The organism is Nonomuraea sp. NPDC004354 (assembly GCF_053602555.1).
The window spans coordinates 175,765-200,595 of record NZ_JBSGDV010000011.1 but is presented as its reverse complement, the minus strand read 5'-3'; the positions used below and the strand labels follow the sequence as shown (position 1 = coordinate 200,595).

General features: G+C 72.4%; 19 protein-coding genes. 8 read left to right on the top strand and 11 right to left on the bottom strand.

What is annotated here, in order from left to right; genetic code table 11:
* Nucleotides 1–123 precede the first annotated feature (123 nt).
* The gene (gene thrB / locus ACWENQ_RS27935; protein ID WP_452416916.1) at nucleotides 124–1,095 is read right to left on the bottom strand and encodes a homoserine kinase; all 972 of its coding nucleotides are present in this window, start codon (nucleotides 1,093–1,095) and stop codon (nucleotides 124–126) included.
* 121 nt (nucleotides 1,096–1,216) lie between these two features.
* Nucleotides 1,217–2,257 carry a threonine synthase gene (thrC, locus tag ACWENQ_RS27930; protein ID WP_449926662.1) on the bottom strand — a complete coding sequence of 347 codons (1,041 nt, stop codon included), beginning with the start codon at nucleotides 2,255–2,257 and terminating at the stop codon, nucleotides 1,217–1,219.
* A gap of 168 nt (nucleotides 2,258–2,425) precedes the next feature.
* Between thrC and ACWENQ_RS27925 the strand changes: the two genes are divergently transcribed.
* Entirely contained in the window at nucleotides 2,426–3,883 is a 1,458-nt protein-coding gene (locus tag ACWENQ_RS27925; protein WP_449926665.1) for a glycosyltransferase, read from the top strand.
* 83 nt (nucleotides 3,884–3,966) lie between these two features.
* A complete protein-coding gene (locus tag ACWENQ_RS27920; RefSeq protein ID WP_354917196.1) occupies nucleotides 3,967–4,320 on the top strand; it encodes a carboxymuconolactone decarboxylase family protein in 354 nt (117 codons plus the stop codon).
* 30 nt (nucleotides 4,321–4,350) lie between these two features.
* Here ACWENQ_RS27920 and ACWENQ_RS27915 read toward each other — a convergent pair whose 3' ends face one another.
* Complete coding sequence (locus ACWENQ_RS27915; RefSeq protein WP_449926668.1) at nucleotides 4,351–5,970, bottom strand: glycosyltransferase; 1,620 nt, start codon at nucleotides 5,968–5,970, stop codon at nucleotides 4,351–4,353.
* Complete coding sequence (locus ACWENQ_RS27910; protein ID WP_452416914.1) at nucleotides 5,967–7,076, bottom strand: glycosyltransferase family 2 protein; 1,110 nt, start codon at nucleotides 7,074–7,076, stop codon at nucleotides 5,967–5,969. Before ACWENQ_RS27910 ends, ACWENQ_RS27915 begins: the two co-directional genes overlap by 4 nt.
* A 212-nt stretch (nucleotides 7,077–7,288) precedes the next feature.
* On the opposite strand from ACWENQ_RS27910, the gene ACWENQ_RS27905 reads away from it, so the two are divergent.
* Genes ACWENQ_RS27905 through ACWENQ_RS27890 form a run of 4 tightly spaced genes read left to right on the top strand, consistent with a single transcriptional unit; the run spans nucleotide 7,289 to nucleotide 12,733 of the window.
* Complete coding sequence (locus ACWENQ_RS27905) at nucleotides 7,289–7,723, top strand: hypothetical protein (protein ID WP_449926674.1); 435 nt, start codon at nucleotides 7,289–7,291, stop codon at nucleotides 7,721–7,723.
* Nucleotides 7,720–9,195 (top strand): glycosyltransferase, encoded by a 1,476-nt coding sequence (locus ACWENQ_RS27900; RefSeq protein ID WP_452416912.1) that lies wholly within the window; start codon nucleotides 7,720–7,722, stop codon nucleotides 9,193–9,195. The genes ACWENQ_RS27905 and ACWENQ_RS27900 overlap by 4 nt, the downstream gene beginning before the upstream one ends.
* Nucleotides 9,192–11,051 (top strand): glycosyltransferase, encoded by a 1,860-nt coding sequence (locus ACWENQ_RS27895; protein ID WP_452416910.1) that lies wholly within the window; start codon nucleotides 9,192–9,194, stop codon nucleotides 11,049–11,051. Before ACWENQ_RS27900 ends, ACWENQ_RS27895 begins: the two co-directional genes overlap by 4 nt.
* Nucleotides 11,048–12,733: a glycosyltransferase gene (locus ACWENQ_RS27890; RefSeq protein WP_452416909.1), complete on the top strand. Its 1,686-nt coding sequence runs from the start codon at nucleotides 11,048–11,050 to the stop codon at nucleotides 12,731–12,733. The genes ACWENQ_RS27895 and ACWENQ_RS27890 overlap by 4 nt, the downstream gene beginning before the upstream one ends.
* A gap of 115 nt (nucleotides 12,734–12,848) precedes the next feature.
* Here ACWENQ_RS27890 and ACWENQ_RS27885 read toward each other — a convergent pair whose 3' ends face one another.
* From ACWENQ_RS27885 to ACWENQ_RS27855, 7 genes are all read right to left on the bottom strand, one after another.
* Nucleotides 12,849–13,811, bottom strand: a complete 963-nt coding sequence (locus ACWENQ_RS27885) for a hypothetical protein (protein WP_452416908.1) — start codon at nucleotides 13,809–13,811, stop codon at nucleotides 12,849–12,851.
* Nucleotides 13,812–14,016: 205 nt separating this feature from the next.
* On the bottom strand, nucleotides 14,017–14,640 hold the full coding sequence (locus ACWENQ_RS27880) for a TetR/AcrR family transcriptional regulator (RefSeq protein WP_354917173.1): 624 nt from the start codon (nucleotides 14,638–14,640) through the stop codon (nucleotides 14,017–14,019).
* A gap of 88 nt (nucleotides 14,641–14,728) precedes the next feature.
* Nucleotides 14,729–15,130, bottom strand: a complete 402-nt coding sequence (locus ACWENQ_RS27875) for a DUF6463 family protein (protein ID WP_452416907.1) — start codon at nucleotides 15,128–15,130, stop codon at nucleotides 14,729–14,731.
* Between the two features lie 715 nt (nucleotides 15,131–15,845).
* Nucleotides 15,846–17,129, bottom strand: coding sequence for a homoserine dehydrogenase (locus tag ACWENQ_RS27870; protein ID WP_449926695.1), 1,284 nt, complete (start codon nucleotides 17,127–17,129; stop codon nucleotides 15,846–15,848).
* Entirely contained in the window at nucleotides 17,126–18,508 is a 1,383-nt protein-coding gene (gene lysA, locus ACWENQ_RS27865; RefSeq protein ID WP_452416905.1) for a diaminopimelate decarboxylase, read from the bottom strand. Before lysA ends, ACWENQ_RS27870 begins: the two co-directional genes overlap by 4 nt.
* Nucleotides 18,509–18,623: 115 nt before the next feature.
* Nucleotides 18,624–19,247 carry an anticodon-binding protein gene (locus ACWENQ_RS27860; protein WP_449926701.1) on the bottom strand — a complete coding sequence of 208 codons (624 nt, stop codon included), beginning with the start codon at nucleotides 19,245–19,247 and terminating at the stop codon, nucleotides 18,624–18,626.
* A 67-nt stretch (nucleotides 19,248–19,314) separates the two neighbouring features.
* Entirely contained in the window at nucleotides 19,315–21,159 is a 1,845-nt protein-coding gene (locus ACWENQ_RS27855; protein WP_452416904.1) for a hypothetical protein, read from the bottom strand.
* Nucleotides 21,160–21,229: 70 nt separating this feature from the next.
* Between ACWENQ_RS27855 and ACWENQ_RS27850 the strand changes: the two genes are divergently transcribed.
* Both ACWENQ_RS27850 and treS read left to right on the top strand, forming a co-directional pair.
* Nucleotides 21,230–22,873, top strand: a complete 1,644-nt coding sequence (locus ACWENQ_RS27850) for an asparagine synthetase B family protein (RefSeq protein ID WP_452416903.1) — start codon at nucleotides 21,230–21,232, stop codon at nucleotides 22,871–22,873.
* A 279-nt stretch (nucleotides 22,874–23,152) separates the two neighbouring features.
* Complete coding sequence (treS, locus tag ACWENQ_RS27845) at nucleotides 23,153–24,829, top strand: maltose alpha-D-glucosyltransferase (protein ID WP_354917152.1); 1,677 nt, start codon at nucleotides 23,153–23,155, stop codon at nucleotides 24,827–24,829.
* Nucleotides 24,830–24,831: the final 2 nt, after the last annotated feature.

Below are 24,831 nucleotides of genomic sequence, written 5' to 3'. Positions count from 1 at the left end.
GACGTGAAGCATGATGCAGCGATGTGTGGCTGACAAGCACGCACCCAACAAGGGGGCATCTGGTGCGGCTACCAGCCTAACATCACCAGCGCACACGGCTATTCCCTGAAGGTCTAAGAGGCATCAGCGTGTCTCGGGGAACTGAACGCTCGCACCATCGTGGTCGACGTCCATTTGCTGGATGTGCCAGTCATTACCCACTTCTGGCGCGATCAAATCCTGCGCATCCGGTGTCGAAAACGCAAGAATTGTGGGACCTGCTCCCGAAACGACGGCGGGTACCCCCACGGCACGCAGTCGTTCCACCAGATCGGCGGTCCGCCGCATGGCAGGCGCGCGATAGTCCTGGTGGAGACGATCTTCCGTGCCGGCCAGCAGCAGCTCGCGATCGGGCAGCCGGGTCAGGGCGGCGATCAGCAGTGCGGCCCGCCCCGCGTTGAAGGACGCGTCCGTGTGGGGCACGTCCTTGGGTAGCAGTCCCCTTGCCGTCTCCGTGGACAGCCGCGTGGCGGGTATCAGCACCACAGGTCTGATGTTCGCGTCGGGGACCAGTTTCACCATACGCGGAACTCCACCGTGGTCGCTCCAGGCGACGGTGAGCCCGCCCGCCAGGCAGGGGGCCACGTTGTCGGGATGCCCCTCCATCTCGGTGGCCAGCGCGAAGACCGCCTCGTCGCTCAGGTCGGCTGTTCGCTCAGAGCCGAGCGCCGTGCCGTCCTCGGCCGTGTACGGCATGCCCGCCAGCGCCCTGGCGGCGAGGATGCCCGCGCAGATGGCCGCCGACGACGAGCCGAGCCCCCTGGCGTGCGGGATGCGGTTGCGACAGTGCAGGCGGATCCCCGCCGGCCGAGGGGCGTTCATCCGGTCGAAGGTCTTGCGCACGGCCTGGATGACGAGGTGCTCGTCACCGAGGTCGAGTTCGCCGAAGCCCTCGCCCTCGACCGAGACCTCCACCACGCGCTGCCCGCTGGGCGGCGTGAACAGTGACGCCTCGATCTCGTCGTAGAGGCTCAGCGCCAGGCCGAGGGAGTCGAACCCGGGACCCAGGTTCGCCGATGTCGCCGGAACCCGGACGATCACCCTGCTGTCGGTCATGCGTCTCCTCAGGGTCGCCGTGACGGCGGGCGCCGGAGTCCTGCTGGGCGGCGCGCCTTCGGCGGACGGCGCCCCGTGACCACGGAGGCGCCGGGCCCGCTTGCCGTAGGGGAGGACAAGGTCATTCGAGGCCGAGGGCGGAGGCCGCGGCGTGGACGTCGATGGGGATGGTGACGGGCGCGGGAGCGCCCGAGATCGCCCAGTCGGGGTCCTTCAGGCCGTTGCCCGTGACCGTGCAGACGATGCGCCGGCCCGGCTCGACCAGCCCCTGCGCGTGGGCGTGGAGCAGGCCGGCGACGCTGGCCGCCGAGGCCAGCTCGACGAACACGCCCTCCTCCTGGGCCAGCAGCTTGTAGGCGGCGGCGATCTGCCGGTCGGTCACCGCCTGGATGAGCCCGCCGGACTCGTCGCGGGCCGCCTCGGCGAGCTTCCACGAGGCAGGGTTGCCGATGCGGATGGCGGTGGCGATGGTGTGCGGGTGGGTGACGGGCGCGCCGTTGACGATGGGCGCGGCGCCGCTGGCCTGGAAGCCGAACATGCGCGGCGCGGTGCCGTACTCCTGGTAGCCCATCCAGTAGGCGGAGATGTTGCCCGCGTTGCCCACGGGGATGCAGTGGATGTCGGGGGCGGCCCCGAGCGCGTCGACGATCTCGAAGGCGGCCGTCTTCTGGCCCTGCAGGCGGTACGGGTTGACCGAGTTGACCAGCGCGATCGGGTAGTTCTCCGACAGCTTCCTGGTCATCTCGAGGCAGTCGTCGAAGGACCCCTCGACCTGCAGCAGCGTCGCGCCGTGCACGAGCGCCTGCGCCAGCTTGCCCATGGCGATCTTGCCGCGCGGCACGAGCACCGCGCAGGTCAGCCCCCCGCGTACGGCGTAGGCGGCGGCCGAGGCGGAGGTGTTGCCGGTCGAGGCGCAGATGACGGCCTTGGCGCCCTCCTCCACGGCCTTGCTGATGGCCATGGTCATGCCGCGGTCCTTGAAGCTGCCGGTCGGGTTGGCACCCTCGACCTTCAGGTAGACCTCGCAGCCGGTCAGAGCCGAGACGCGGTGGGCGGGGACGAGCGGCGTGCCGCCTTCGAGAAGCGTCACCACGGGCGTCTTGTCGCTCACCGGCAGCCGGTCCCGGTATTCCTCGATGAGGCCTCGCCATGCCCTGGTCATGATGTGCTCCTGCGACTACCTGCGGTGTTGGGCACAGAGTCTACGGCCACCCGGCTCGCCCGGCGGAACGCACGTCCACTTGTTGGACAGACTTCTCCGCCAATACCCAGCAACCCCGGATAAGGTCTCCCACAGGGGACGGGGAGGGCTGGAAACACCATGACTGCGATGAGGCAGAACGACTACTCCGCGCTGACGCCGCCGCGGCTGGGCGCGTGGTCGCCCTCCCTGTCGGTGAGCGTGGTCGTCCCCGCCCACGGCGGCCCGCATCTCGACCTCGTCCTGGCCGCGCTGGCCGGGCAGAGCTATCCCGAGCACCTCATGGAGGTCGTGGTCGTCGACGACGGCAGCGAGCCGCCGATCAGGCTGCCGGAGATCCGGCCGGTCAACACGAGGATCGTCCGCGTGACGGACGGCTGGGGCATCTCCGACGCGGTCAACACCGGGGTGAAGGCCGCCGACGGCGAGATCATCCAGCGCCTCGACGCCGACATGGTGGCCTGCCGCGAGCACATCGAGGCGATGGCCAGATGGCACCACGTGTCGGACTACGTGGTGTCGATCGGGATGAAGAGGTTCGTCGAGGCCCCGCCGCTGACGCCGAAGCAGGTCCGCCGCGCGACGGACCTGGGCGAGCTGTTCGACCTGTCGTCGGCGCTTCCCAGCTCGACGGAGGCGACGATCGAGAAGACGGACGGGCTGCGCAAGAGCCGCAATCCCTACCACGTGTGCACGGGCCCGACGTTCGCCCTGCCCCGGGAGGTGTTCCACGCGGTGGGCGGCCTCGACCCGCACGTCTTGCGCGGCGAGGACACCGAGTTCGCCTACCGGCTGGCCATGCACGGCGTGGTGTTCGTGCCCGAGATGGAGGCGCGGGCCGTGCACCTGGGGCTGCCCGCGCAGCACCGCGACCGGGAACGGGCGGTGCGGGTGGTCGAGCCGTTCCTCGCGCACCGCATCCCGCTCCGCCGTGACCTGCGCAAGGACAAGGGCAGGCGGTGGCTGGTGCCGTACGTGGAGATCGTCCTGGATGTCACCGACACCTGCGAGGCCACGGTACGGCAGGCCGTGTCGGCGGCGCTCGACGGCAAGCTGCAGGACGTGGTCGTGACGCTCGTCGGGCCGTGGTCGCGGCTGCACGAGGGCAGGCGTTCGGTGCTCGGCGACGCCTGCTTCGAGCTCAGGGTGATGCGCGAGCTGTACGCGCACGACGACCGCGTCAGGCTCATCGACGAGGCCGCGCCGACGCCTTCGCCGACGCCGTTCCGCTACGTCGGTCCCGTCGACGTGCCGCTGCACCGGGCCACGCTGGAGCGGATGGTCGAGTCCGTGCAGAAGGACCTGGTCGGCGTGCTGGTCGTCGACCTGCCCGACGGGCGCACGGCCCGGCTGGAGCGCACGTCGGCGCTGGGCCGCGCGCGGCTGCTGGCCGCCGCCGGTACCGACCCCGACGAGGTCATCGAGGCCACCCACGGCATCAGGCGTGAGGGCCCGGACCGCTACTGGCCGGCGCCCGCCCCGCCCGCGCCGGTGTCGATCCCCGCGCCCGTGCCCACCCCGCCGGCGGACACCCCCGAGGAGCGCACCCTCCTGCGCCGTCTCAGGTCGGCGCTGCGACCCAACTGAGGCGCCCCGGCCGCGTCCCGCCTGACAGGTTCGTCCCGATTCCCGCCGGGGTAGCTTCGTAACGAGCGTCAGGTCCTCCCCCCGTGCACCTGGACAAGCACGAGACGAACGAGGTGAGGATCATGGGGGAACCGGCCAACGGACTCGAGGCTCTCGCGCGGGGCGACGTGCCCGTGCTGGAGACGCTGACCCAGATGACGGTCAACACGATGGAGCGGTCCGGGCTCGACCCCAAGACCTACATCCTCGTGCGGATCGCCGCGCTCGTCGCGCTGGACGCCTCGCAGCCGTCCTACCTGCTGAACGTCGGCGCGGCGGGTGAGATGGGCGTCTCTCTGGAGGAGATCAGGGGGACGCTCGTCGCGGTCGCGCCGGTGGTGGGCACGGCCAAGGTGGTCTCGAGCGCCGACAAGATCCTCCAGGTGCTGGGGGTCTGACGAGTAGGCGTCTGGCCTGGGAAAAGAGGGTCAGTCCTTCTTGCGCAGGGCGCGGCGCAGCGAGGTGGCGAGCGCGGCGCGCAGTCCGCGCTGCATCCGCCCCGCGGCGGCGAGCTGGCGGCGCAGCGTGCCGACCTCGCGCCGCAGCTCCACCGCGTTCCTGCGCCACTTGCCCGACTCCTCGCGCCACCGCTCGACCTGTCCCCGCAGCCGCTCCACGTCGGCGCGCAGCTTCGCGACCTCCGCCTGCGCGTCGAGCCTGGCCCGGTACACGCTGCCGCGCCCGGGGATCTCGCGGCCCTGCCGGGCGAACCCGTACGTCTCCCCCGCCACCCAGCGCACCCCGGACACCGTGTCCACCGCGTCGTCGAGGTCCTCCTCCGGCCCGGCCACGATCGCGGCCCTGGCGAAGGCGGCCGCGCGTTCGAACCTGGCGGTGACGACGCCGGCGGCCGACTCCGACAGCAGCACGTCGACCAGCCCCTGCCCCTCCGTCGTGGCCAGCTCGATCAGGCGGGCGAGGGAGTCGGGGCCCGGCACCCACCCGGCCGGCACTCTCAGCACGTACGGCACGGCCGGGTCGACCGCGTCGCCGGTCACCAGGCGCACCCTGCCCTCGTAGGCGTAGTGCCCCCGCACCAGCACCAGGTCGAGGCAGGGGTCCCTGAGCGGTGCCCGCCTGTCACGCTCGAGCGTGTCCCACGGTCCGACCAGCGCCACCCGCACGTCGGGGACGGTGCCCGCCAGCAGCGCGTCCACGGTCGCCCGCACGTCCTCGTAGCTGGAACCGGCGGCGTGGACGACGGCCTCGACGAAGGGCACCTTCCACTGGCGGCCGGGGTGCGAGCGCAGCCACCGGTAGGCGGGGATGCGGTCGGCGACGGTGGCGTGGCTGACCCGGTCGATGGGCGCCTTGTCACGCATGCGCATCGTGGGACCGAGGTGGTAGGCGCGGGCCAGCGGCTCCGGCACGAACACCGCGCCCGCCTGGGCCAGCCGGTAGCCCATCTCGGTGTCCTGGCCGAGGATGAGCTCCTCGTCCATGGGCCCCGCGGCGGCGATCAGGCGCGCGTTGACGGAGGTGGCGCCACCCACGTGCAGGCTGAAGGGACGCGTGGGATTGGCGGTGAGACCGTCGGTCCGCTCGACCAGGTCGACGATCCACTGGTGCGGCTCGGCCGGCTCGAAGCTCTTCTCCAGGTCGTCGGGCAGCTGCGCGGGCACGGGCGCGGAGGTGAAGCGGATGTAGCCGGTGACCACCAGGTACGGCGCGGCGTGGTGCCAGCGCATGTGGGCCTCGATGGCGCGCGGCGTGAGCACCACGTCGGAGTCGAGCCAGTGGACGACCTCGCCCGAGGCCACCTCGAGCCCGGCGTTGCGCGCGCAGGCCCGGCCCGGCCGCTCGCAGACGACGAGCTTGACCCACGACGGGACGCGCAGGGCGGGCTCGCTGCCGTTGTCGACCACGATGACCTCGGTCAGGTCACGCGGGTAGCTCTGCCTGCCGAGCGCCTCGACGACCAGATCGAGCTTGTCCTGGTCGCCGTAGGCGGGGATGACCACGCTGACGCTCATGGTGGGGGTCCACGAGCCGAGCGCGGGCACGTCGAGCGTGCGGTAGTCGTTGCCCCGCACCCGGGGAGGGATCATGTGGTTTCCAGGAGCAGACTGGGCCGGAAGCCGCGCCACTGGTTGTGGGCGACGTTGAGGAAGTGCGCCAGCGGTAGCTGCCAGGTGTGACCCTCGCTGAGCGAGCGGCGCAGCACGTAGCCGAGGCCGTGGGCGCGGTAGATCCGCGCGCCCTCGGCGTGCCGCGACTTCAGCAGCGCCGCGTCGACGCCGCGCGTCAGCGGCTCGAAACCGGGGAAGGCGTCCCTGCCGAGCAGGATCGTGCCGCCGGCGACGAAGTCGCTCCACACCTCGCTCTTGTAGGAGGTCCGACGAATCGTCGTCCTGAGCGGCTCGAGGTAGAAGAATTCGGCGGCCGTGCCGACGATGTCGGCGCCGGACGCGCGCTTGGCGAGCAGAAGATCGGAAAGATGCTCGGGGCCGTACCAGTCGTCGTCATCCCATTTGGCGATGAATTCGCCGGAGGCGTGCGCGGCAGCGCGGTTCAGCAGCGCGCCGAACGGCACGCCCGCCTCCGCCGACACCACGCGGATCGGCGCCGCGCAGGTCTCGACGGCCCTGCGGGCCAGCGGATGGTCCTCGATGCCGTGCAGGCCGAGCAGGACCTCCACCTGGACGTGGCGCTGCCGGGCGATCTGGTCGAGCGCGGAGCCGAGCAGGTGCGGCCGCATGCTCGACATCACGACGCTGACCGTGGGCGCGAGCGCGGGCTTGGGCGCGAGCCTGCGCAGCCGCACGCTGTGCTCCTCGCGGCGCAGGTCGGCGACGCAACGCGGCCCCGGCTCCCGCCGTACGGCGAGCCATGCCCGGTCGGCGAGCAGCCCGCCCAGCTCGGCGGGCACCCAGGACGGGACCGGCGCGGAAGGCTCGGCGGTCAGCGGCACGCCCGCGCAGGCGAGGGCGAGCAGCCCGTCGCCGGCCGCCCGCCGTTCGGCCGGCCCGATCTCCTCGGCCGCCGGCCACTCGATCGACAGCCCCGCCAGCGGCCTGAGCGTGTCGAGTTCGGGTAGCGGCGCCCCCTCGACGGTCCACCGCGCGCTCTCCCATCGGAGCGTCGCGATCCCTTTCGCCGGGGTGCGCAGGTAGCCGGCAGCCCCTTGCGTGCCCACGAAGGGGGTGGCGGTCATGGGGGGACTCCTCCTGCCTTCATCGTCGAGCCCGCCCACTTTACGCCGCTCTGACAAGCGCGGCCGAGGGGGCATGCCCAACGGGCACGTGGAGCCCAAGGTTCCCAGGGATCCTCCAGAAACTTGTGGCACGGTAGTGACCAGCCTTGACTATGGTGTAAATATCCAGACTTTTCCCAGGTTGGCGTTCAAACATGGAAAGGTATGCGCGGATGCTCTCGCCCCGCCGGCTGGCCGCGACCGCAATCCTCGGAGCTCTGGTGCTCGGCGCGCTGGCGATAACGGTGTACACGGGCGTCCTGTCCTTCACCGCCGCCCTCGCCGCGACCGCCGTCCTCCTGTCCCTGGGCGTGCCGGCCTTCCTGATGCTGGCCGTACGCCGCCTCGACGGCAAGGCGCACCGCATCGACCTGCGCGTCAAGAAGATCGAGACGGGCCTCGCGCAGACCGGCGCGGGACTCAAGCGGATCGAGACCCGCATCGACGCGCTCACGGCCGCCGTGGAGGAGGTCGCGCGCGGGCGCACCGAGGGCCTCAGCGCCATCCTCGCCTCCCTCGGCGAGGACCGCGTCAACGCGATGGCCCACGCCGAGGAGGTGGCCCTGCTCAGAGCGGAGCTCAGAGAGCTACGCAGGGAAAGCGTATGAGGATCCGCCACAACGACTACGGTGTGCTCAGCCCCGCGGTGATCGGGGCGTGGACGCCTGAGCTGTCCGTCACGGTGGTGATCCCCGCCTACGACTGCCAGGACGAGCTCGACCGGACGCTGGCCACGCTGACGGCGCAGACCTACCCGGCGCACCTGCTCGACGTGGTCGTCGTGGACGACGGCAGCGACCCGCCCCTGCGCGCGCGGCCCACCGGCCCCCTGGCCGTCAGGGTCGTCAGGGTCGAGGACGGCTGGGGCCGCGGCAACGCGAGGAACACCGGGGCGCGGGCCGCGACGGGCGAGGTGATCCACTGGCTCGACGCCGACATGATCCTGGCGCCCGACCACATCGAGGCGCACATGCGGTGGCACCACCTGATCGACCACGCGGTGGTGATCGGCGACATCGTGTTCGGCACCGGCTTCGCCGACGGGGCGGCGCAGCCGTACACGGCGAAGATGCTGGCCGAGACCCGGCGGCTCAAGGACGCGGGCGCCAGTGCCTACCTGCTGCACACCGGCGCGACGACATCGGTCCCGGCACGCCTGCTCGCCGACGCGGGCGGCGTCGACCCGCGCCTGAACATGGCCGAGGACACCGAGCTCGGCTACCGGCTCGCGCAGGCGGGCGCGGTCTTCATCCCCGACGGGGAGGCGCGCAGCCTGCACGTCGGGGAGTCGACGGTGATGCGCAGGCAGCAGGAGGTCCACCGGCACAACTGGTCCTTCCTCGGCGACCACATCCCCGACCTGCGCTGGCTGCGCGGCCACCCGCGCCGGCAGTGGCTGGTGCCGTACGTGCGGGTCGTGGTCGAGGCGGGCGGCTACGAGGAGACCCGCGCCACGGTGGACTCGGCGCTGGCCGGCTCGGTGCCCGACGTGGCGGTCACCCTGGTGGGTCCCTGGTCGCTGCTGACCGGCGGGCGGCGGTCGAGCCTCGACGACCCGCACCTCGACCTGCGGCTGCTGCGCAACCTGTACGAGCACGAGCCGCGCGTCGACTTCGCCGCGGCCGCGCCGGTCGGCGTGGCGCCGACGCCGTACCTGCTGACCGTGCCGCGCGGGTGGGTGCTGGGCGCCGACACCGTCGCCCGGCTCGTCGCCCGCGAGGAGGGGCTGGTCAGCGTGGCGCTGGCCGAGGCGGCCGAGGGGGTGGTCGCCGCGCGTCTGGAGCGCACGGCCGCCTTCGCCAGGGCGCGCAGGATCGGCGGGGACCTCGACGCGCTGGTGGACGAGATGTTCGGGTCGCTGTGGGTCGGCGCGGCCGAGTACGGCGTCACCACCGCGGAGGAGGCCGAGCCGCTCGCGGGCGATCCGGCCAAGTGGCGGGCGCTGGCCGCCCGGCGCAAGGACGAGATCAAGGCGCTGCAGGCCGAGGTGAGCAGGCTGAAGCGGCAGCTCGACACCCCCGCCACGGTGGCGCCGCCGCGCCGGGGCGGCCTGTCGACGTTCCTGAGGCGCGTCATATGATCGCCGACCTGGTGGCCGAGGCCCTGGCCCGCACCCCGGACGTCCGCGTCTTCCACGCGGGGCTCGACGTAGACGTCGAGGGCACCGACCTCGACCACGAGCTGGTCGAGCCGCCCCCGGCCGCCGAACGGGTCGCCGAGGTGCTGGTGCTCGCCGGCACGCCCGCCGACCTGCGCAGGATCGCCACGCTGCACAAGGTGCTGCCGGAAGCCGAGCGGGTCGTCGTCGCGGTCGCCGACACCCCTGCCGCGCACCCGGCCCCGGTGCCCACGCCCACCCCCGCCCATCGTTGGCGGTCACTGGCCGAGCTGCGCGTCCACCGGCCGAAGGACCGGGTGTGGGTGGTCGACGCGCGGTTCTCCGCGCCCACCCCGGCCGGCCGTACGGTCACCGCGACCGCCCGCGCCTTCGCCGGGCACCGGCTCGACGTGATCGCCGCGCCGGCCGCGGCCATCGCGGGCGTCGGCGCGGCGGACTGGCGTCCGGGCGACCCGAACGCGACTCCCGCCGACCTGACCGGTCCCGTGCCGGAACGCGTCGGCGCGCCGGGCGGCGACATCGTCCTGCGTACGGTCGAGACCGAGGTGGAGTGGACGGAGGACGAGCCGCCGGTGGACCGGCCGACGGCCGGGGCGACCAGCTGGGAGCGCATCGGCCGGCCTGGCGGCACCGGTCTGGCCGCCGTCCTCGCCGAGCCCTCGATGATCCCCCCGGTCGACGAGCGCCTGGTGAACCCCATGGGCTTCGTCACCACGCCGTCGCGGGGGACGGCGATGCTGGCCGAGTCGGGCGGCCGGTGGTCGGTCGTGCTGGACGGCAGGCCCGTGGTGACGTTCGCCGACTCCGGTGGCGTGACCGACGCCGACGTGGCCAGGCTGCGGCAGGTGCGCGGCGTGACGATCGACTGGCACCACGCGCACAGCGGGCCGCTGGCGGCCGTGCGGGTGCTGGCCGGGCTGGCCGCGGCGGGAGTGCCGCTGGTCGCCCAGGAGGTGCCGCGCTGGGCCGGCGCGCTCGGCGAACCGCTCGCCCGCCTCGTCACCTCACCCGTCGACCTGGCCGACGACCTGCGGCGCGAGGAGCACAGCGTCAGGCTGCGCCGCGAGGCGCTGCGCACCCACGGCGTGGCCGCCCGCTGGGAGCAGCTCGGCGCGCCGGCTCCCGCTCCCCCGCTGACCTCGGTGCTGCTGGCGACACGCCGGCCTGCCATGGTCGGCTTCGCGCTGGAGCAGGTGGCCAGGCAGCGTGACGTGCAGCTCGAGGTGATCCTGGCCCTGCACGGGTTCCCGGCCTCGCACGCCGACGTCGTGGACGCCGTCAAGCGCTTCGACCGGCCGATCACCGTCTTCGAGACCGAGTCGGTGTTCGGCGAGGTGCTCAACGACGCGGCGGCCCGCGCCTCCGGATCGTTCCTGCTGAAGATGGACGACGACGACTGGTACGGGCCCGACTTCCTGTCCGACCTGCTGCTGGCGCACTCCTACTCCGGCGCGCAGGTCGTCGGCACCGTGCCCGAGTTCGTCTACCTGACCTCGATCGACGTGACCGTGCACCGCAGCCAGGTCACCGAGCAGATCACCAGCTTCGTGGCGGGCGGCACCATCCTGGTCGAGCGGTCGGCGTTCCAGGCGGTCGGCGGGTTCCGGCCGCTGCGCCGTTCGGTCGACACCCAGTTCCAGGAGGCGCTGCAGGCGGCGGGCGGGCAGATCTACCGCACCCACGGCCTCGGCTACGTCCTGCGCAGGGGACCGGCCGCCGACCACACCTGGCAGGAGCCGATCGGCACGTTCCTGCGGCGCAACCGGCGGCAGTGGCGGGGCTTCCGGCCGAGCGCGCTGATGGAGCTGGCGCCATGAGGATCAGGCGCAACGACTTCGGGGTGCTCAGCCCGCCCGAGCTCGGCACCTGGGAGCCGACCATGACGGTGACCGTGGTGATCCCCGCCCACGACTGCCAGGAGACGCTCGACCTCACGCTGGCCGCCCTGTCGACGCAGACCTACCCCGCCCACCTGCTCGACGTCGTCGTGGTGGACGACGGCAGCAACCCGCCGCTCCAGGCGGCCGGCCCTGGAGACCCGCCGCGCCACGTCTCCCAGCCCGGTGACCCGCCGCGTCCTGCCCGCGTGCGGGTCGAGCGGGTGCGGGACAGCTGGGGCCGGGCCGCGGCGGTCCAGACGGGCCTGGAGGCGGCCACCGGTGACGTCGTGCTGGTGCTCGACGCCGACATGGTGCCGCACCCCGACCACGTCGAGGCCCAGATGCGGTGGCACCACCTGGCCCCCTACCTGGTGGTCCTCGGCTGGATCGACTTCACCCAGCCCGAGTCGCCGCCCACCCCGGCCGAGGTGGCCGCCGGGGCGAAGGACCTGTTCCCGATGTCCCCGCACCGGCACGACTGGGCGGAGGAGATCATCGCCGCGCACGACGGGCTCAGATCCGCGCCCAGCTCGCTGGTGTCGCGAGTGCACGTGGGCGCGACCGCGTCGTATCCGGCGTGGCTGCTGCGCGCGTGCGGCGGCATGGACGTCTCGCTCAAGCTCGCCGAGGACACCGAGCTCGGCTACCGGCTGACGCAGGCCGGCGCGGTCTTCGTGCCGGATCCCGAGGCGCGCGCCTGGCATCTCGGGCTGCCGACGGCCATGCGCTCGTTCGCCGAGCTGAAGCGCTACAACGACCCGTTCGTCGCCGACCGCGTGCCGTACCGGCGTTATCTGCGGGGCGATCAGGGGCGGCAGTGGCTGGTGCCGTACGTGGACGCGGTGGTCGAGGCGGGCTCCTACGAGGACGTCCGCGCCACGGTGGACGGCCTGCTGGCCGGGTCGCTGCCCGACGTCAGGGTCACGGTCACCGGGCCGTGGGAGTGGCTGACCGACGCGCGCCGTTCCCCGCTCGCCGATCCGCTGCTCGACCTGCGGCTGCTGCACGCGCAGTTCACCCACGACCCCCGGGTACGGCTGGACGGCCCGCCTTCCGGCGTGGCGCCGTTCCGGCTGCTGTGCCCGCCGGGCTGGATGCCGGGACACGACACGGTGGAGCGGCTGGTCGCGCACCTCGAGGACAGCGACGGCGGCGTCCTGTGCGTCGCGCTCGGCGAGCGGCCCGACGGGGTGGTGGCGGCGCGGCTGGAGCGGACGGCGGCGCTGTCGCGCGCGGCGCTCGTCATCCGCCCCGGCGAGATCCTCGACGACGTGCTGGACGAGGTGTTCGGCGTCGAGTGGGTGGACGGCGCCGAGTTCGGCTTCACGCGCCGGCCGCGCGTCTACCCGCCGCGCAGGCGCCCGCTGCCCGAGCACGAGCGCCTGGCGCGGCAGCGGGAGAAGGAGCTGGCCAGGTTGCGCGAGCGGGCGGCCGCGCTGCGCGCCGAGGTCGCCCAGCTGCGCAGGGAGGCGGCCAAGGGGCGCAGGGACACCGCCAGGTGGAAGGAGAAGGCCGAGCACTGGCGGCGGGAGGCCGTCAGGCTCGCCCGGGAGCGGAACCGCACCGTCCTCAACCGCGCGGTCCGGCGGGTCCGGAGCCTGACCTTCCCCGGCCGCTGAACCGGTCGGGAAAGCTGGGTACCTTCGCCCGCTGACCAGGCCGGGGAAGGCGGGCCGGTGCTCAGGTCCGCCGGCGCGGGTGGTGCTCAGGCCCGCCGGCGCAGGCGGGTGGTGCTCAGGCCCGCCGGCGCAGGTAGTAGGCGTAGGTGGCGGCGGCCAGGGCCAGCCCCCAGGGCAGCCACGCCAGGCCGGGCAGGAACGTGCCCCAGCGCTCGGCGGTGATGGTGATGTCCCCGGTGAGCATCGCCAGGTACAGCCGCGCGCCCGCCTGGACCAGCATGACCGACGCGGCCAGCCCCGGCACGACCGCGAACCAGACCGGCACCCGCCTGCCGCGCAGGAACGGGATCCATCGGGGAAAGACCTCACCCCAGCGCCGCACCAGACCGATCGTGAGGACGGCGCCCGCGACGCACAGGCCGCCGAGCACCGTCTCGGAGATCCACCCGCCATCGGCGTTCCCCGCCGCGATGTCCTCCGCCGGTATCCCGAGCGGGATGCCCGCCGCCCACGAGATGCGCGAGATCGCGTACGGCAGGGCCAGCAGCGCGGCCGCGTAGGTCACCGGCCTGCCCCATCGGACCGGCTCCCGCGTGCCGCCGCCCTGGTGGACCCAGGCCGCCGCCGCCCAGAGGGCTCCGCCCGCGATGCAGAACACCATGAACAGCAGGGGCCCGTCCCACAGGCCGGTGTATCCCATGAACAGGTAGGCGAAGTTCTGGATCACCCTGATGTCGGGCACGGCGACGAGCAGCGCGCCGCTCATCGCCCACGCGAAGACGAGCGGCCCCCTGGCCGGGGTGGCGCGGGCCATCCCCACCGCGACCACGGCGCCGAGCAGTCCGAGCACCGCCATGGCCGCGCCCACCGGCCCCGGCTCCGCCGCCGCGAACAGCGAGCCCACCTGCTCGGCTCGCGGATCGCCCGCGCCGAACGGGAAGCCGGCGCCCCCCACCGCCCAGTAGGCGCCCGCCGCCGCGAACGCCACCGACCACACCGCCGCCGCCGACGCCGCCCACCGTGTCCGGCCCCGCGTCCGGCCCCGTGCCGTGGCGGCCACGCTCACACTCTCTGTCATGGCCACCAGCCTGCTCCGTGCGGGCCCGGCGCCCCTCCCCTGCGCGGGGGAGGCCGCTCCCCTTCGCAGGTGAGCGGCCCCGTGCGGGCCGGCGTGCCAGAGGACGCTCACCTCAGCCGGGAAGCGGCCCCGTGCGGGCCAGCGTGGGGAGGCCGCCCTGCCGGGAGCGGCCCGCCCGTGCGGTCAGCGTGGGGAAGGCCGCCTCTCAGGCGGGGAGCGGCCCGCCTGTGCGGGTCAGCGCGGCGGCCAGCCGGGCGGCCAGTTCCCGGGCGAAGACATCCCGCTCCTGGCGGCGGATCAGGAACAGCCAGGCGAACACGGGACCGACCAGCAGGGCGTGGACCACGTCCAGCTCGGGCCGCTCCGCGAGCTCACCCCGCTGGACCGCGCGGTCCAGGACGGCCGTGACGCAGTCGCGCTGCCGTTCCATGAACGTCCGCTGGAACCTGGCCGTCAGGTCGGTGTCGGCGACGACGTCGGCCAGCAGCCCGGGAACCGTGACCAGGGCGACCGGGTTGCCCAGCGTGGCGAGGACGTCGTCGACGAGCGCGACCAGGTCGGTGACGAAGGAGCCCGTGTCGGGCGGGATCTCCAGGGCCATGGAATGGACGGTGGCGGCGAAGACCATTTCCTGCTTGGTGGCGTAGCGGCGGTAGATGGCGGCCTTGCCGACTCCCGCCCGTACGGCGACCGCGTCGACGGTGAGGCGGGCGTAGCCGGTCTCGGCGAGCACGTCCCTGGTCGCGACCAGGACGGCCGCGTCGACCCTGCTGTCTCTCGGCCGTCCTGTCCGCGTTGCCTGCGCGGCCCGCGTGCCCTGCCGTTCCACTGGCGTTCCTTTCCCGGTCACCGCGGCCCCTGGTCCGCGCCCGGCCCTCCGGCCTGCCCGCGCCGCCGGTCGGCTGCGGGAGCCGCGCTCACCGGCGCTTCCCGGCCGCGACGAGCAGCATCACGGCGGGCACCCAGACGGCGATGAACGGCGACGGCTCGAAGGTGAGCGCTCCGATCGTGCCCCACACGCCGAGCAACCATGCCACGAACGCCGGAGGAGTCGCGCCGCGCCGACCGGCCCAGTCGATCAGCAGGCCCAGCGCGAACAGCGGCAGGGCGAAGGACCCGATCGTGAGCCAGAAGCCGCCCAGTGCGGGAGGGAGCTCGCCCAGGCCGTTGGCGGGGAACCACAGCCCGCCCGAGAACCAGGTGGGCAGGTACCGGATGTTCAAGGCGACGGTGACGGCCATGTGGAACACGCCGAGGAAGGCGATGATCCGGCCGGCGAGAACGACCGTGCGGTGCGGGGAGGTGACAGAGACGTCCATGCTCGCTCCTAACGGAACCATGAGTTTCGGAACTCTTAGTTCCGTATGATGCCATGACGGGTGCACGGTGTCTTCCGCGGGTGACGGTCGGCGCGCCGCGTCGGGTGGCGACCCTCAACGCCGGCCGCGCGCCTGACGCCCCTGTGCCCCTCCGGGCATGGCGCCGGCCTGCCGTTCCTCCCGGGTACGGCAGGCCGGGTCGTCGCGGTTTCGGGTGTGTCGCTAGGGCGCCGGGTCGTCCCGGTACGCCGCGCCGGGTCGCGACGCCTCAGCCATCGCCACGGTCCGACACTTCGGCGGACTCGGCCGCCGATTCGTTCTGCCGCAGAGCCTCCTCGAGGAGGTCTCTGTCGATCCTTCGCTCGACTGCATCCACATAGGCGGAGAAACGGCTTGTTTCTCCACCCTCTTCACCAAAAGGCGGCGAGCACGACAAGGGGATCTCCTTCGGTGGGGAACCGAGAGCGTGGCGCGCCTCTCGGCGGAAAAGGGATATCCGTGCACGACCGCGCCCCGGGCGACCTGGGTGCCTGCATCACCGACGGCATGACCATGGTCGTCACGATCTCTCGATGGGCGCTCTTCAAGAATCGCCCATCGAGCATCTCTTCGCCCGGCGAATCAGATCAGCGATCCGCCATTTCCACAGGGCCGGTCACCGGCCCCGCACCAAATCCCGCAAGAAATCCCACAAGAAATCCCCGTGCCTGCCGGGTCAGTCGTCGCCCTCGACCCGCATCACGCCGGCGATCGCCCGCACGATGTCGAGGTTGCGCAGCCCCTCCATCGTCGCCGACAGCGCCGCGTCCGTCGCCCGGTGCGTGACGATGACGAGCTGGGCGTCGTCGCCGTGGCCCTCCTGGCGGACCGTCTGGATGGACACGTCGTGCTTGGCGAACAGCGTCGCCACCTGCGCCAGGACGCCCGGCTTGTCGGCGACGTCCAGGGACACGTGGCAGCGGGTGACGGTCTCGCCCATCGGGTGGACGGCCAGCGACGCGTAGATCGACTCGCTGGGACCCCTGGTGCCCGCGATCCGGTTGCGGGCCACCGCGACCAGGTCGCCGAGCACCGCGGACGCGGTCGGGGCGCCGCCCGCGCCCTTGCCGTAGAACATGAGCTGCCCGGCCGACTCGGCCTCGACGAAGACCGCGTTGTAGGCCTCGCGGACCCCGGCCAGCGGGTGCGACCTGGGGATCATCGCCGGGTGGACGCGGACCCCGATCGAGCGGCCGTCGTCGGAGCGGGAGCAGATGGCCAGCAGCTTGATGACGTAGCCCATGGCCTTGGCGCTGGCCACGTCGGTCGCGGTGATCTCGGTGATGCCCTCGCGGTGCACGTCGGCGGCGGTGACGCGGCTGTGGAAGGCGAGACCCGCGAGGATGGCGGCCTTGGCCGCGGCGTCGAAGCCCTCGACGTCGGCGGTGGGGTCGGCCTCGGCGTACCCGAGGGCCTGGGCCTCTTCGAGCGCGTCGGTGAACGAGGCGCCGGTGGAGTCCATCTTGTCGAGGATGTAGTTGGTGGTGCCGTTGACGATGCCGAGCACCCGTTTGACGTGGTCGCCGGCCAGCGACTCGCGCAGCGGGCGCAGCAGCGGGATGGCGCCGGCGACGCTGGCCTCGTAGTAGAGGTCGCCGCCGCCCGCGTGGATGGTGGCGCCGTCCTCGGCGAGCAGGGCCTTGTTGGCGGTGACCACCGCCTTGCCGCTGGCCATGGCGGCCAGGATGAGCGAGCGGGCCGGTTCGATGCCGCCGATCACCTCGATGACGATGTCGACGTCGTCGCGGGTGACCAGGCCCTCCGCATCGCTGGTCAGCAGGGCCGGGTCGAAGTGGACGTCGCGCTTGCGGCCGGGCTTCCTGACCGCGACGCCCGCCAGCTCCAGCGGGGCGCCGATGCGCGCGGCCAGGTCGTCGGCCTGCTCCTCCATGAGCCTGATGACCTGGGACCCGACGACGCCGCACCCCAGGAGCGCGACTTTCAGCGGTTTGCCACTCATAGCTGTCCCCTCAACAGGTCATCCTCGGTCTCGCCCTGCACGATGACGCGCGCCTGGCCGCCGGAGACGGCCACGACGGCGGGCTTGGGCAGGTAGTTGTAGTTGCTGGCCAGCGACCTGCAGTAGGCGCCGGTCGCGGCCACGGCGATCAGGTCGCCGGGCACGAGGTCGGCGGGCAGGTAGTGGTCGCGGACCACGATGTCGCCGCTCTCGCAGTGCTTGCCGACCACGCGCGACAGCATGGGGGCCGCGGCGGAGGCGCGGGAGGCGAGGACGGTGGTGTACTCGGCGCCGTAGAGGGCGGTGCGGGCGTTGTCGCTCATGCCGCCGTCGACGCTGACGTAGGTGCGCAGGCCCTCGACGTCCTTGACCGTGCCGACCTCGTAGAGGGTGACCCCGCCGGGGCCGACGATGGCCCGGCCCGGCTCGACCGTCAGGCGCGGCACGGGCAGCCCGGCGCCCGTGCAGACCTTGGCGACGATCTCGCGCAGGGCGTCGGCGATCACCTTGATGTCGGGGGCTTCGTCCTCGTCGACGTAGGCGATGCCGTAGCCGCCGCCGAGGTCGAGCTCGGGCAGCACGACGCCGTGCTCGTCCTTGATCTGCACCAGCAGGCCGGCCAGCCGGCTGGCGGCCACCTCGAAGCCGGCGGTGTCGACGATCTGCGATCCGATGTGGGAGTGCAGGCCGACGAGTTCGAGCTGCGGCAGGGCCAGGATGCGCCGGACGGCCTCGGCCGCGGCGCCCGAGCTGAGCGACAGGCCGAACTTCTGGTCGTCGTGCGCGGTGGCGATGAACTCGTGGGTGTGCGCCTCGACGCCGGTGGTCACGCGGACCATCACCCGGGGCCGCACGCCCCTCTCCTCGGCGAGGTAGCCCAGGCGGGCGATCTCCTCGAAGGAGTCGACGACGATGTGGCCGACGCCGACCTCGAGAGCGCGCGACAGCTCGGCGACCGACTTGTTGTTGCCGTGGAGCGTGATGCGCGAGGGCGGGAAGCCGACGCTGAGCGCCACGGCCAGCTCGCCGCCGCTGGCCACGTCGAGGCCCAGGTCCTCGTCCATCAGCCAGCGCACGATCTCCTTGCACAGGAACGCCTTGCCGGCGTAGTGGACGTCGGAGCCGGCGAAGGCGGTGGCGTACTCGCGCATCCGGGAGCGGACGTCGTCCTCGTCGATGACGTAGAGCGGCGTGCCGTACCGCTGGGCGAGGTCGCGCACGTCGACGCCGCCGATCGTGAGCGCGCCATCCGTTCGCGTCGACGTTCGCGGCCAGATCGAGGGGTTGATCCGGTTGAGGTCGGCGGGCGCCAGCGGCGGGCGCTCGTGGGGCAGCATCTCAGCGTGTCTGTCCCCGGCTGGATGGGCGAATCGACTCACCCGATCGAGGCTATCGGACGTGGTGCAGCTGATGGGACGTCCGACCACGGATCGAGACGAGATCGCGGGATGGAGAGGAAACTTTTGCCCTAAATCGTGCAATGGCCGGATATTTTCAGATTCGCTCTGGTCCGGGGAGCACGGTCCAGACGGCCGCCGCCAGCCGGACGCGCGCCGTGTGCACAGGCTCCGGGCTTCCGTCCCCCCGTGGTACGGCGGGCGCGTGCTCGTGGGCGTCGTGGTAGGCGAGGGCGAGCCGGGGAAGGTAGGACTGCCACCCGGGATCGCGGCTCGCCTCGCGCCCGGGGATCTCGGCCAGCAGCCTGAGCACCGCCCGGTCACGCGGATCGGTCAGCGCCCGCGGGTCGCGGCCGGTGCCGGGCACGCCCAGGTCGGCGGCCCACCTGATGACCGCCGCGGCCCGCGCGTGGGCGTATCGCACGACGAAGCCCGGGTTGTCCCAGGTGCGCGGGAGGTCGGGCCACGCGTCCTCGACCGGGATCCGCGCGAAGGGCTCGTCGAGCACCTCCCCCGGGTCGTCGACGGTGATGCGCAGGAACCCCCTGCCGGAGACCGTCACCGACCGCACGCCGGGAAGGGAGCTGACGTCGGCGGCCAGCCGCTCGGCCGGGATGCCGCGGCGCAGCGCGGCGGTGGACAGGTAGACGCCCTCCTCCGCCCAGCTCCCCTCGGGAGCCGGCGCGGCGCCGAGAACCTCGGCCAGCCGTCTCGGTCTCACGAGCCGAGCGTAGACCCCCGCCCGCGGCCGGGGAGCGGCGGGCGCCCCGGCGCGGCGCGGGGTGCGGTCAGATGAGCGCGTGGGGTTCGGCGGAGCCGTACTCGACCAGGTGGGCGGCGCCCAGCAGCCACCGGTCCTCGTCGCGCACCCGCACGTAGCCGAACCTGTCGGCGGAGAACACCTTGACCCCGTCCGTACGGCACTGCCGCATGAGCACCTCGTCCCACCCCTCGGTGAGGTCGGCGAACCCGACCGCCCGCAACGCGTGCCGTCTGGCCAGCAGCGTCGCCCCTGCGACCTCGGGGGTGTAGGTGTACTCCGCCTCCGGCTGCTTCAGCAGCGTGGCGTGCGCGGTGCGCAGGTGGGCGTAGAAGCAGGCCTTGCCCACGATGTCGGCGGTGGTGAACAGGAAGGCGCGGCTGAGGTCGTCCAGGTAGTGCGAGCCGTAGACGTCGCGCGGGTCCATGATCGCGACCAGGTCGGCCTCGCACAGGTCGAGCCCTCTGTTCAGCAGGGCTCCCGTGCTGGAGACGGGGTCGGGCTCGCGGTAGACGACCTCGCGCGGCGCCAGCACCTCCCGCGCCCGTTCCGCCCCGCCGGCGGGCCCGAAGACGATCACCTGGGTGACGCCCGACTGCTTGGCGACCTGGGCGAGGCCGTGCTCCAGCAGCGCCGGGTCGAGGACCGGGAGGATGACCGAGACGTTGAGCGTCGCGCGGGCGCTCGGCAGCCCGACGGCCTCCAGCAGCTCGTCGACGCGCTCGCTCATGGTGCCCATGGCGTAGGCCCTGCGCAGCGCCGCGTGCGCGCGCCTGGAGTCGCCCTCAGGGCCGATGGAGGTGCCGCAGGCGGCCAGCTCCGCCAGCCGCCACTGCGGCGTGCCGGGCGGGCAGTCGACGGCGATGGGCCAGCGGTAGGAGGTGAGCACGTCGGGGTAGCCGAGATGGTCGGGCAGCAGCTGGTCGAGGGTGAGCACCCGGCCGTAGCGCCCGCCGGACAGCGGCAGCGGGTTGTGGACGCGCGGCTGGACCGCGAACGGCAGGCGGGGCCAGCCGGCGGCCAGGTCGGTCGTGAAACGGTGGTCGAACAGCTCGGCGGCGGCGGCGTAGTCGGCGACGGTGCCCTGCGTGTGCCAGAAGACGGTGCGGATGCCGCGCTCGGCGCACCAGGCCAGCAGCTCGCGCAGCCCTTCACCCGGCTCGCCGGTGACCTCCTCGGCCCACGGCCCCTCCGTGACCGACTCGACGACCAGCAGGTGCGGCACCTCGGCCGCCAGGACGCGGGCGAAGTCGCGGGGCGTGAAGCCCGTGGTCTGCCGCCACTCGTAGCGCAGCAGCGCCTCGGCGTGCGGGTCGGCGATCACGGCGGCGGTCAGGTGCGGGCGCGTGTTGGGGCCCGTCGGGATCCGGAACGGCTTGAGCCGCACCGAGGTGCCCTCGACCGTCCTGGTGGTGCTGGTGGCCTGGAAGGCGGCTCCGGGACGCTCGTCCTTCGGCGCGCTGACGGCCAGAGGCTTGCGCTTGGGCGCCACGGGACGCTTGACCGGCCTGGTCGCGCCCTTCAGCCCCTTGGCGAGGCGGACCGGGTTGCGCTTGCCCGTCTTGATCGCGTCACCGATGCGGTTCCACCGGGCGACCTTGATGGAGGACAGCTTCCACTGGGCGACCTCGGCCTGGTAGCGCTGCTCGGCCAGCTCCTTGCGCAGCTTCTCGGCCGCGGCGCGCTCGCGCTCCAGCTCGCTCTCGGCCTCGGCGAGGCGCTCGCCCATCGTCTTGAGCTCCTCGGTGGCCCGCTCGGCCGCGGCGAGCCTGGCCTGGGCGGCGTCCAGCAGCCTGGCCAGCTCCGCCGCGCGCTCCGCCTCGGCGATGGCGTCACGCAGCGCGCGTCGCGTGCTCTCCAGCTCAGTAGTCACAGGCCCTCCGTCTCTCGGCCCGGCAAAGGATACTCTTTCGCTTGGAATCGGCGTTGAGGAGTGAGATCGCGTGCAGTGGCCGGCGTTCAATGTGAGGCCGTACGTGTGCGGCGCCCTCGGCCGGCTCGATGCGGGCCTGCTCGACAAGCTCGCGGGGTCGGGGCCCAAGGTCAGGCCCGCCCTCCAGACGGCCGAGGCGGCGCTCTACAGCTCCCAGCCGCTGCCGCCCTACCACCGCGCCGACGGCACGTTCGCGTTCGCGTGGGGCGAGCGCAGGCCCGCGGCGCCCGCCGACTGGATCACGGTCGCCGAGACCTACGAGACGCCCGGCCTGATCGGCGACGGCGCCCGCACGGTGCTGCACGCGGGGGCGCTCGGCCTGGTCGACGTCTACTACGTGCGCGTGGGCGAGGCGGTCTACTTCTCCTCGCTGCTGAAGCCGCTGCTGGAGCTGGTGCCCGTCGACATCGACTGGGCGGCGTGGGCGTCGATCATCCAGGTGACGTTCCCGCTCGGCGACGCCACGCCGTACCGGGGGATCAGCCGCCTGCCGGGCTCCAGCGCGCTGGTCCACGCCCACGGCAGGCTCTCGACCGAGCGGCGGCTGCCGCGCTGGCTGCGGCAGGAGCCGTACGAGGCCTGGCGCGGCGCCGGTGAGCTGCTGGAGATCCTGCACGGGGTCTACGACGACTACGAGGGGCGCCCGCTGCTGGTGCCGGTCAGCGGCGGCTACGACTCGCGGCTGCTGTGCTCGGTCGCGGTGGCGCGCGGCGCCGACGTGGAGTCGTGGACGACCAGCCCCGACGACGGCACCGACACCGACATCGCCTTCGCCCGCGCCATCACCCGCGAGCTGGGGGTACGGCACCGCGTCATCACCCAGGAGGCCGCCGCCTATCCGCGCGACGCGCTCGAGGTGGCGCGGCGGCTGGAGTTCATGACCCCGCACCACGCCTGGTACGCACCCTTCGCCAAGCAGGTGCACGGCGCGGGCCGCGTGCTCGTCGACGGCCTGGCCGGCGGCCCGCTGCTGAAGAACTTCATGGTCAGCGGCGCGGCGCTGGAGGCCAGGACGCAGGCCGAGCGCTCGGCGGCCGTGCTCGGCTCGCTGTCGCTCGGCGCGCCCTCGGTGCCCTTCCTGTCGCCCGCGGCAGAGGCGTGGATCGGCGACGTCGTGCGTGAGCAGTTCGCCGCCGCCACCTCGATGCTCCACGGGCACCGGGCCGAGCTGCCGCTGTCGGTGCTGCACACCCGTACCGTGCGCGGCATCGCCCGCTCGGCGGTCAACCTGGTCGGCCCTGAGGCCGGCTTCGCGGCGCCGTTCATCCACCCCGACTTCTTCGACGCGGCCCTGTCGGTCGGGGTGGCCCGCAAGGACAAGGGCCGCTTCTACCGGGAGCTGCTGCACGCGGCCAACCCGAGGGTGGCCGCGCTGCCGTCGACGAACGTGGTCAAGCAGCCGCTCCAGCGGGTGCCGCTGCGCTCGACCGCGGCCCCGGCCCGCGACTACTCGCACCGGATGCTGGTGAAGGTGACCGAAAAGGTGCCGAGCCTGTTTTCGGACACGCTGCACGAGGTGATCGCCTCGGGGCCGGACGCGCTGACCCGGTTCACCGGGTGGAACGACCGGTTCTGGGTGCGTGGCCTGGTGCTCTTCGGCGCCTGGCTGACGGACTACGAGAGCGACCTCGCCGAGCTGACGCCACCCTTCTGACCTGCGGGCATCCCCCGGGAGAACGCAGGGTTACAGAGCGGTTACATACGGATCTCGTGGGTATTACGACCGCTACAAAGAAGCGGGTTCCGGAGGGCCATGGGGCTGGTAGTGTTCGGCCCGAGAGCGTCGCAAGAACCGGGGCATCAGATCACAAATCTGGTCTCGGCCGGGCATGGAGATCGCAGGGATGACGACTCCATGCGACGCGGTCACCACACAACACGCCGGGGAAACCGGTGACTTCGTCCTGCCCACATCTCCTTCTGTGAGCGTCATATGAACAACCCATCGGTCTCCGAGGCCTTCGTCTCGGCCGATCCACGCTGGTACAAGCGGGCGGTGTTCTACGAGGTGCTCGTCCGGGGGTTCAAGGACTCCAACGGCGACGGGACCGGAGACCTGCGCGGTCTCATCGAGAAACTCGACTACCTCCAGTGGCTCGGCGTCGACTGCCTGTGGCTGTTGCCGCTGTACGAGTCGCCGCTGCGCGATGGCGGCTACGACATCTCCGACTACGGGAAGATCCTCCCGGACTTCGGTGATCTCGGAGACTTCGTCCAGCTCATCGAGTCGGCGCACGCGCGCGGGATCCGCATCATCACCGACCTGGTGATGAACCACACCAGCGACCAGCACCCCTGGTTCCAGGCCTCGCGCCACGACCCCGAGGGGCCCTACGGCGACTTCTACGTGTGGGCGGACGAGCCGACCGGTTACCCCGACGCGCCGATCATCTTCATCGGCGCGGAGGAGTCCAACTGGACCTACGACCCGGTGCGCAAGCAGTACTACTGGCACCGCTTCTTCCACCACCAGCCCGACCTCAACTACGACAACCCGGCCGTCCAGGAGGCGATGCTGGAGGTCCTGCGGTTCTGGCTGGACCTGGGCATCGACGGGTTCCGGCTGGACGCCGTGCCGTACCTGTTCGAGAGGGAGGGCACCAGCTGCAGCGGGCTGCCCGAGACCCACGCGTACCTGAGGAAGGTGCGCGCGGAGGTGGACCGCCTCTACCCCGACAGGGTGCTGCTGGCCGAGGCGAACGGCTGGCCCGAGGACGTGGTCGAGTACTTCGGCGACCCGACGACGGGCGGCGACGAGTGCCACATGGCCTTCCACTTCCCGCTGATGCCGCGCATCTACATGGCGGTGAAGAAGGAGACGCGCGAGCCGATCTCGGAGATCATGTCGCGCACCCCCAAGCTTCCCGATAACGCCCAGTGGGGCATCTTCCTCCGCAACCACGACGAGCTGACGCTCGAGACGGTGACCGAGGAAGAGCGCGACTACATGCACGCCGAGTACGCCAAGGACCCGCGCATGCGGGCCTACCTGGGCATCAGGCGGCGTCTGGCCCCGCTGCTCGACAACAACCGCGACCTGATCGAGCTGTTCACGGCGCTGCTTCTGAGCCTGCCCGGCTCGCCGGTGATGTACTACGGCGACGAGATCGGCATGGGCGACAACATCTGGCTGGAGGACCGCGACTCGGTCCGCACGCCGATGCAGTGGAGCCCCGACCGAAACGCGGGCTTCTCGACGGCCGACCCCGGCCGGCTCTACCTGCCCGCGGTCATGGACCCGATCTTCGGCTTCCAGGCGGTCAACGTGGAGGCGCAGCAGAAGACCGAGGCCTCGCTGCTGCACTTCACCAGGAAGATGCTGCACATCCGCCGCCAGCACCCGGTCTTCGGCACCGGCGCCTACACCGAGATGTGGTCGTCGAACCCGGCCGTCCTCACGTTCGTGCGTGAGGAGGGCGACGACCTGATGCTGTGCGTGAACAACCTGTCGAAGTTCCCGCAGCCCGTCGAGCTCGACCTGCGGCGCTTCGAGGGCATGGTGCCCGTCGAGGCCAGGGGCGGCGTCCGCTTCCCCAGGATCGGCGAGTCGCCGTACATGCTGACCCTGCCGGGGCACGGCTTCTACTGGTTCGCGCTCAAGGCCGGCTGAGC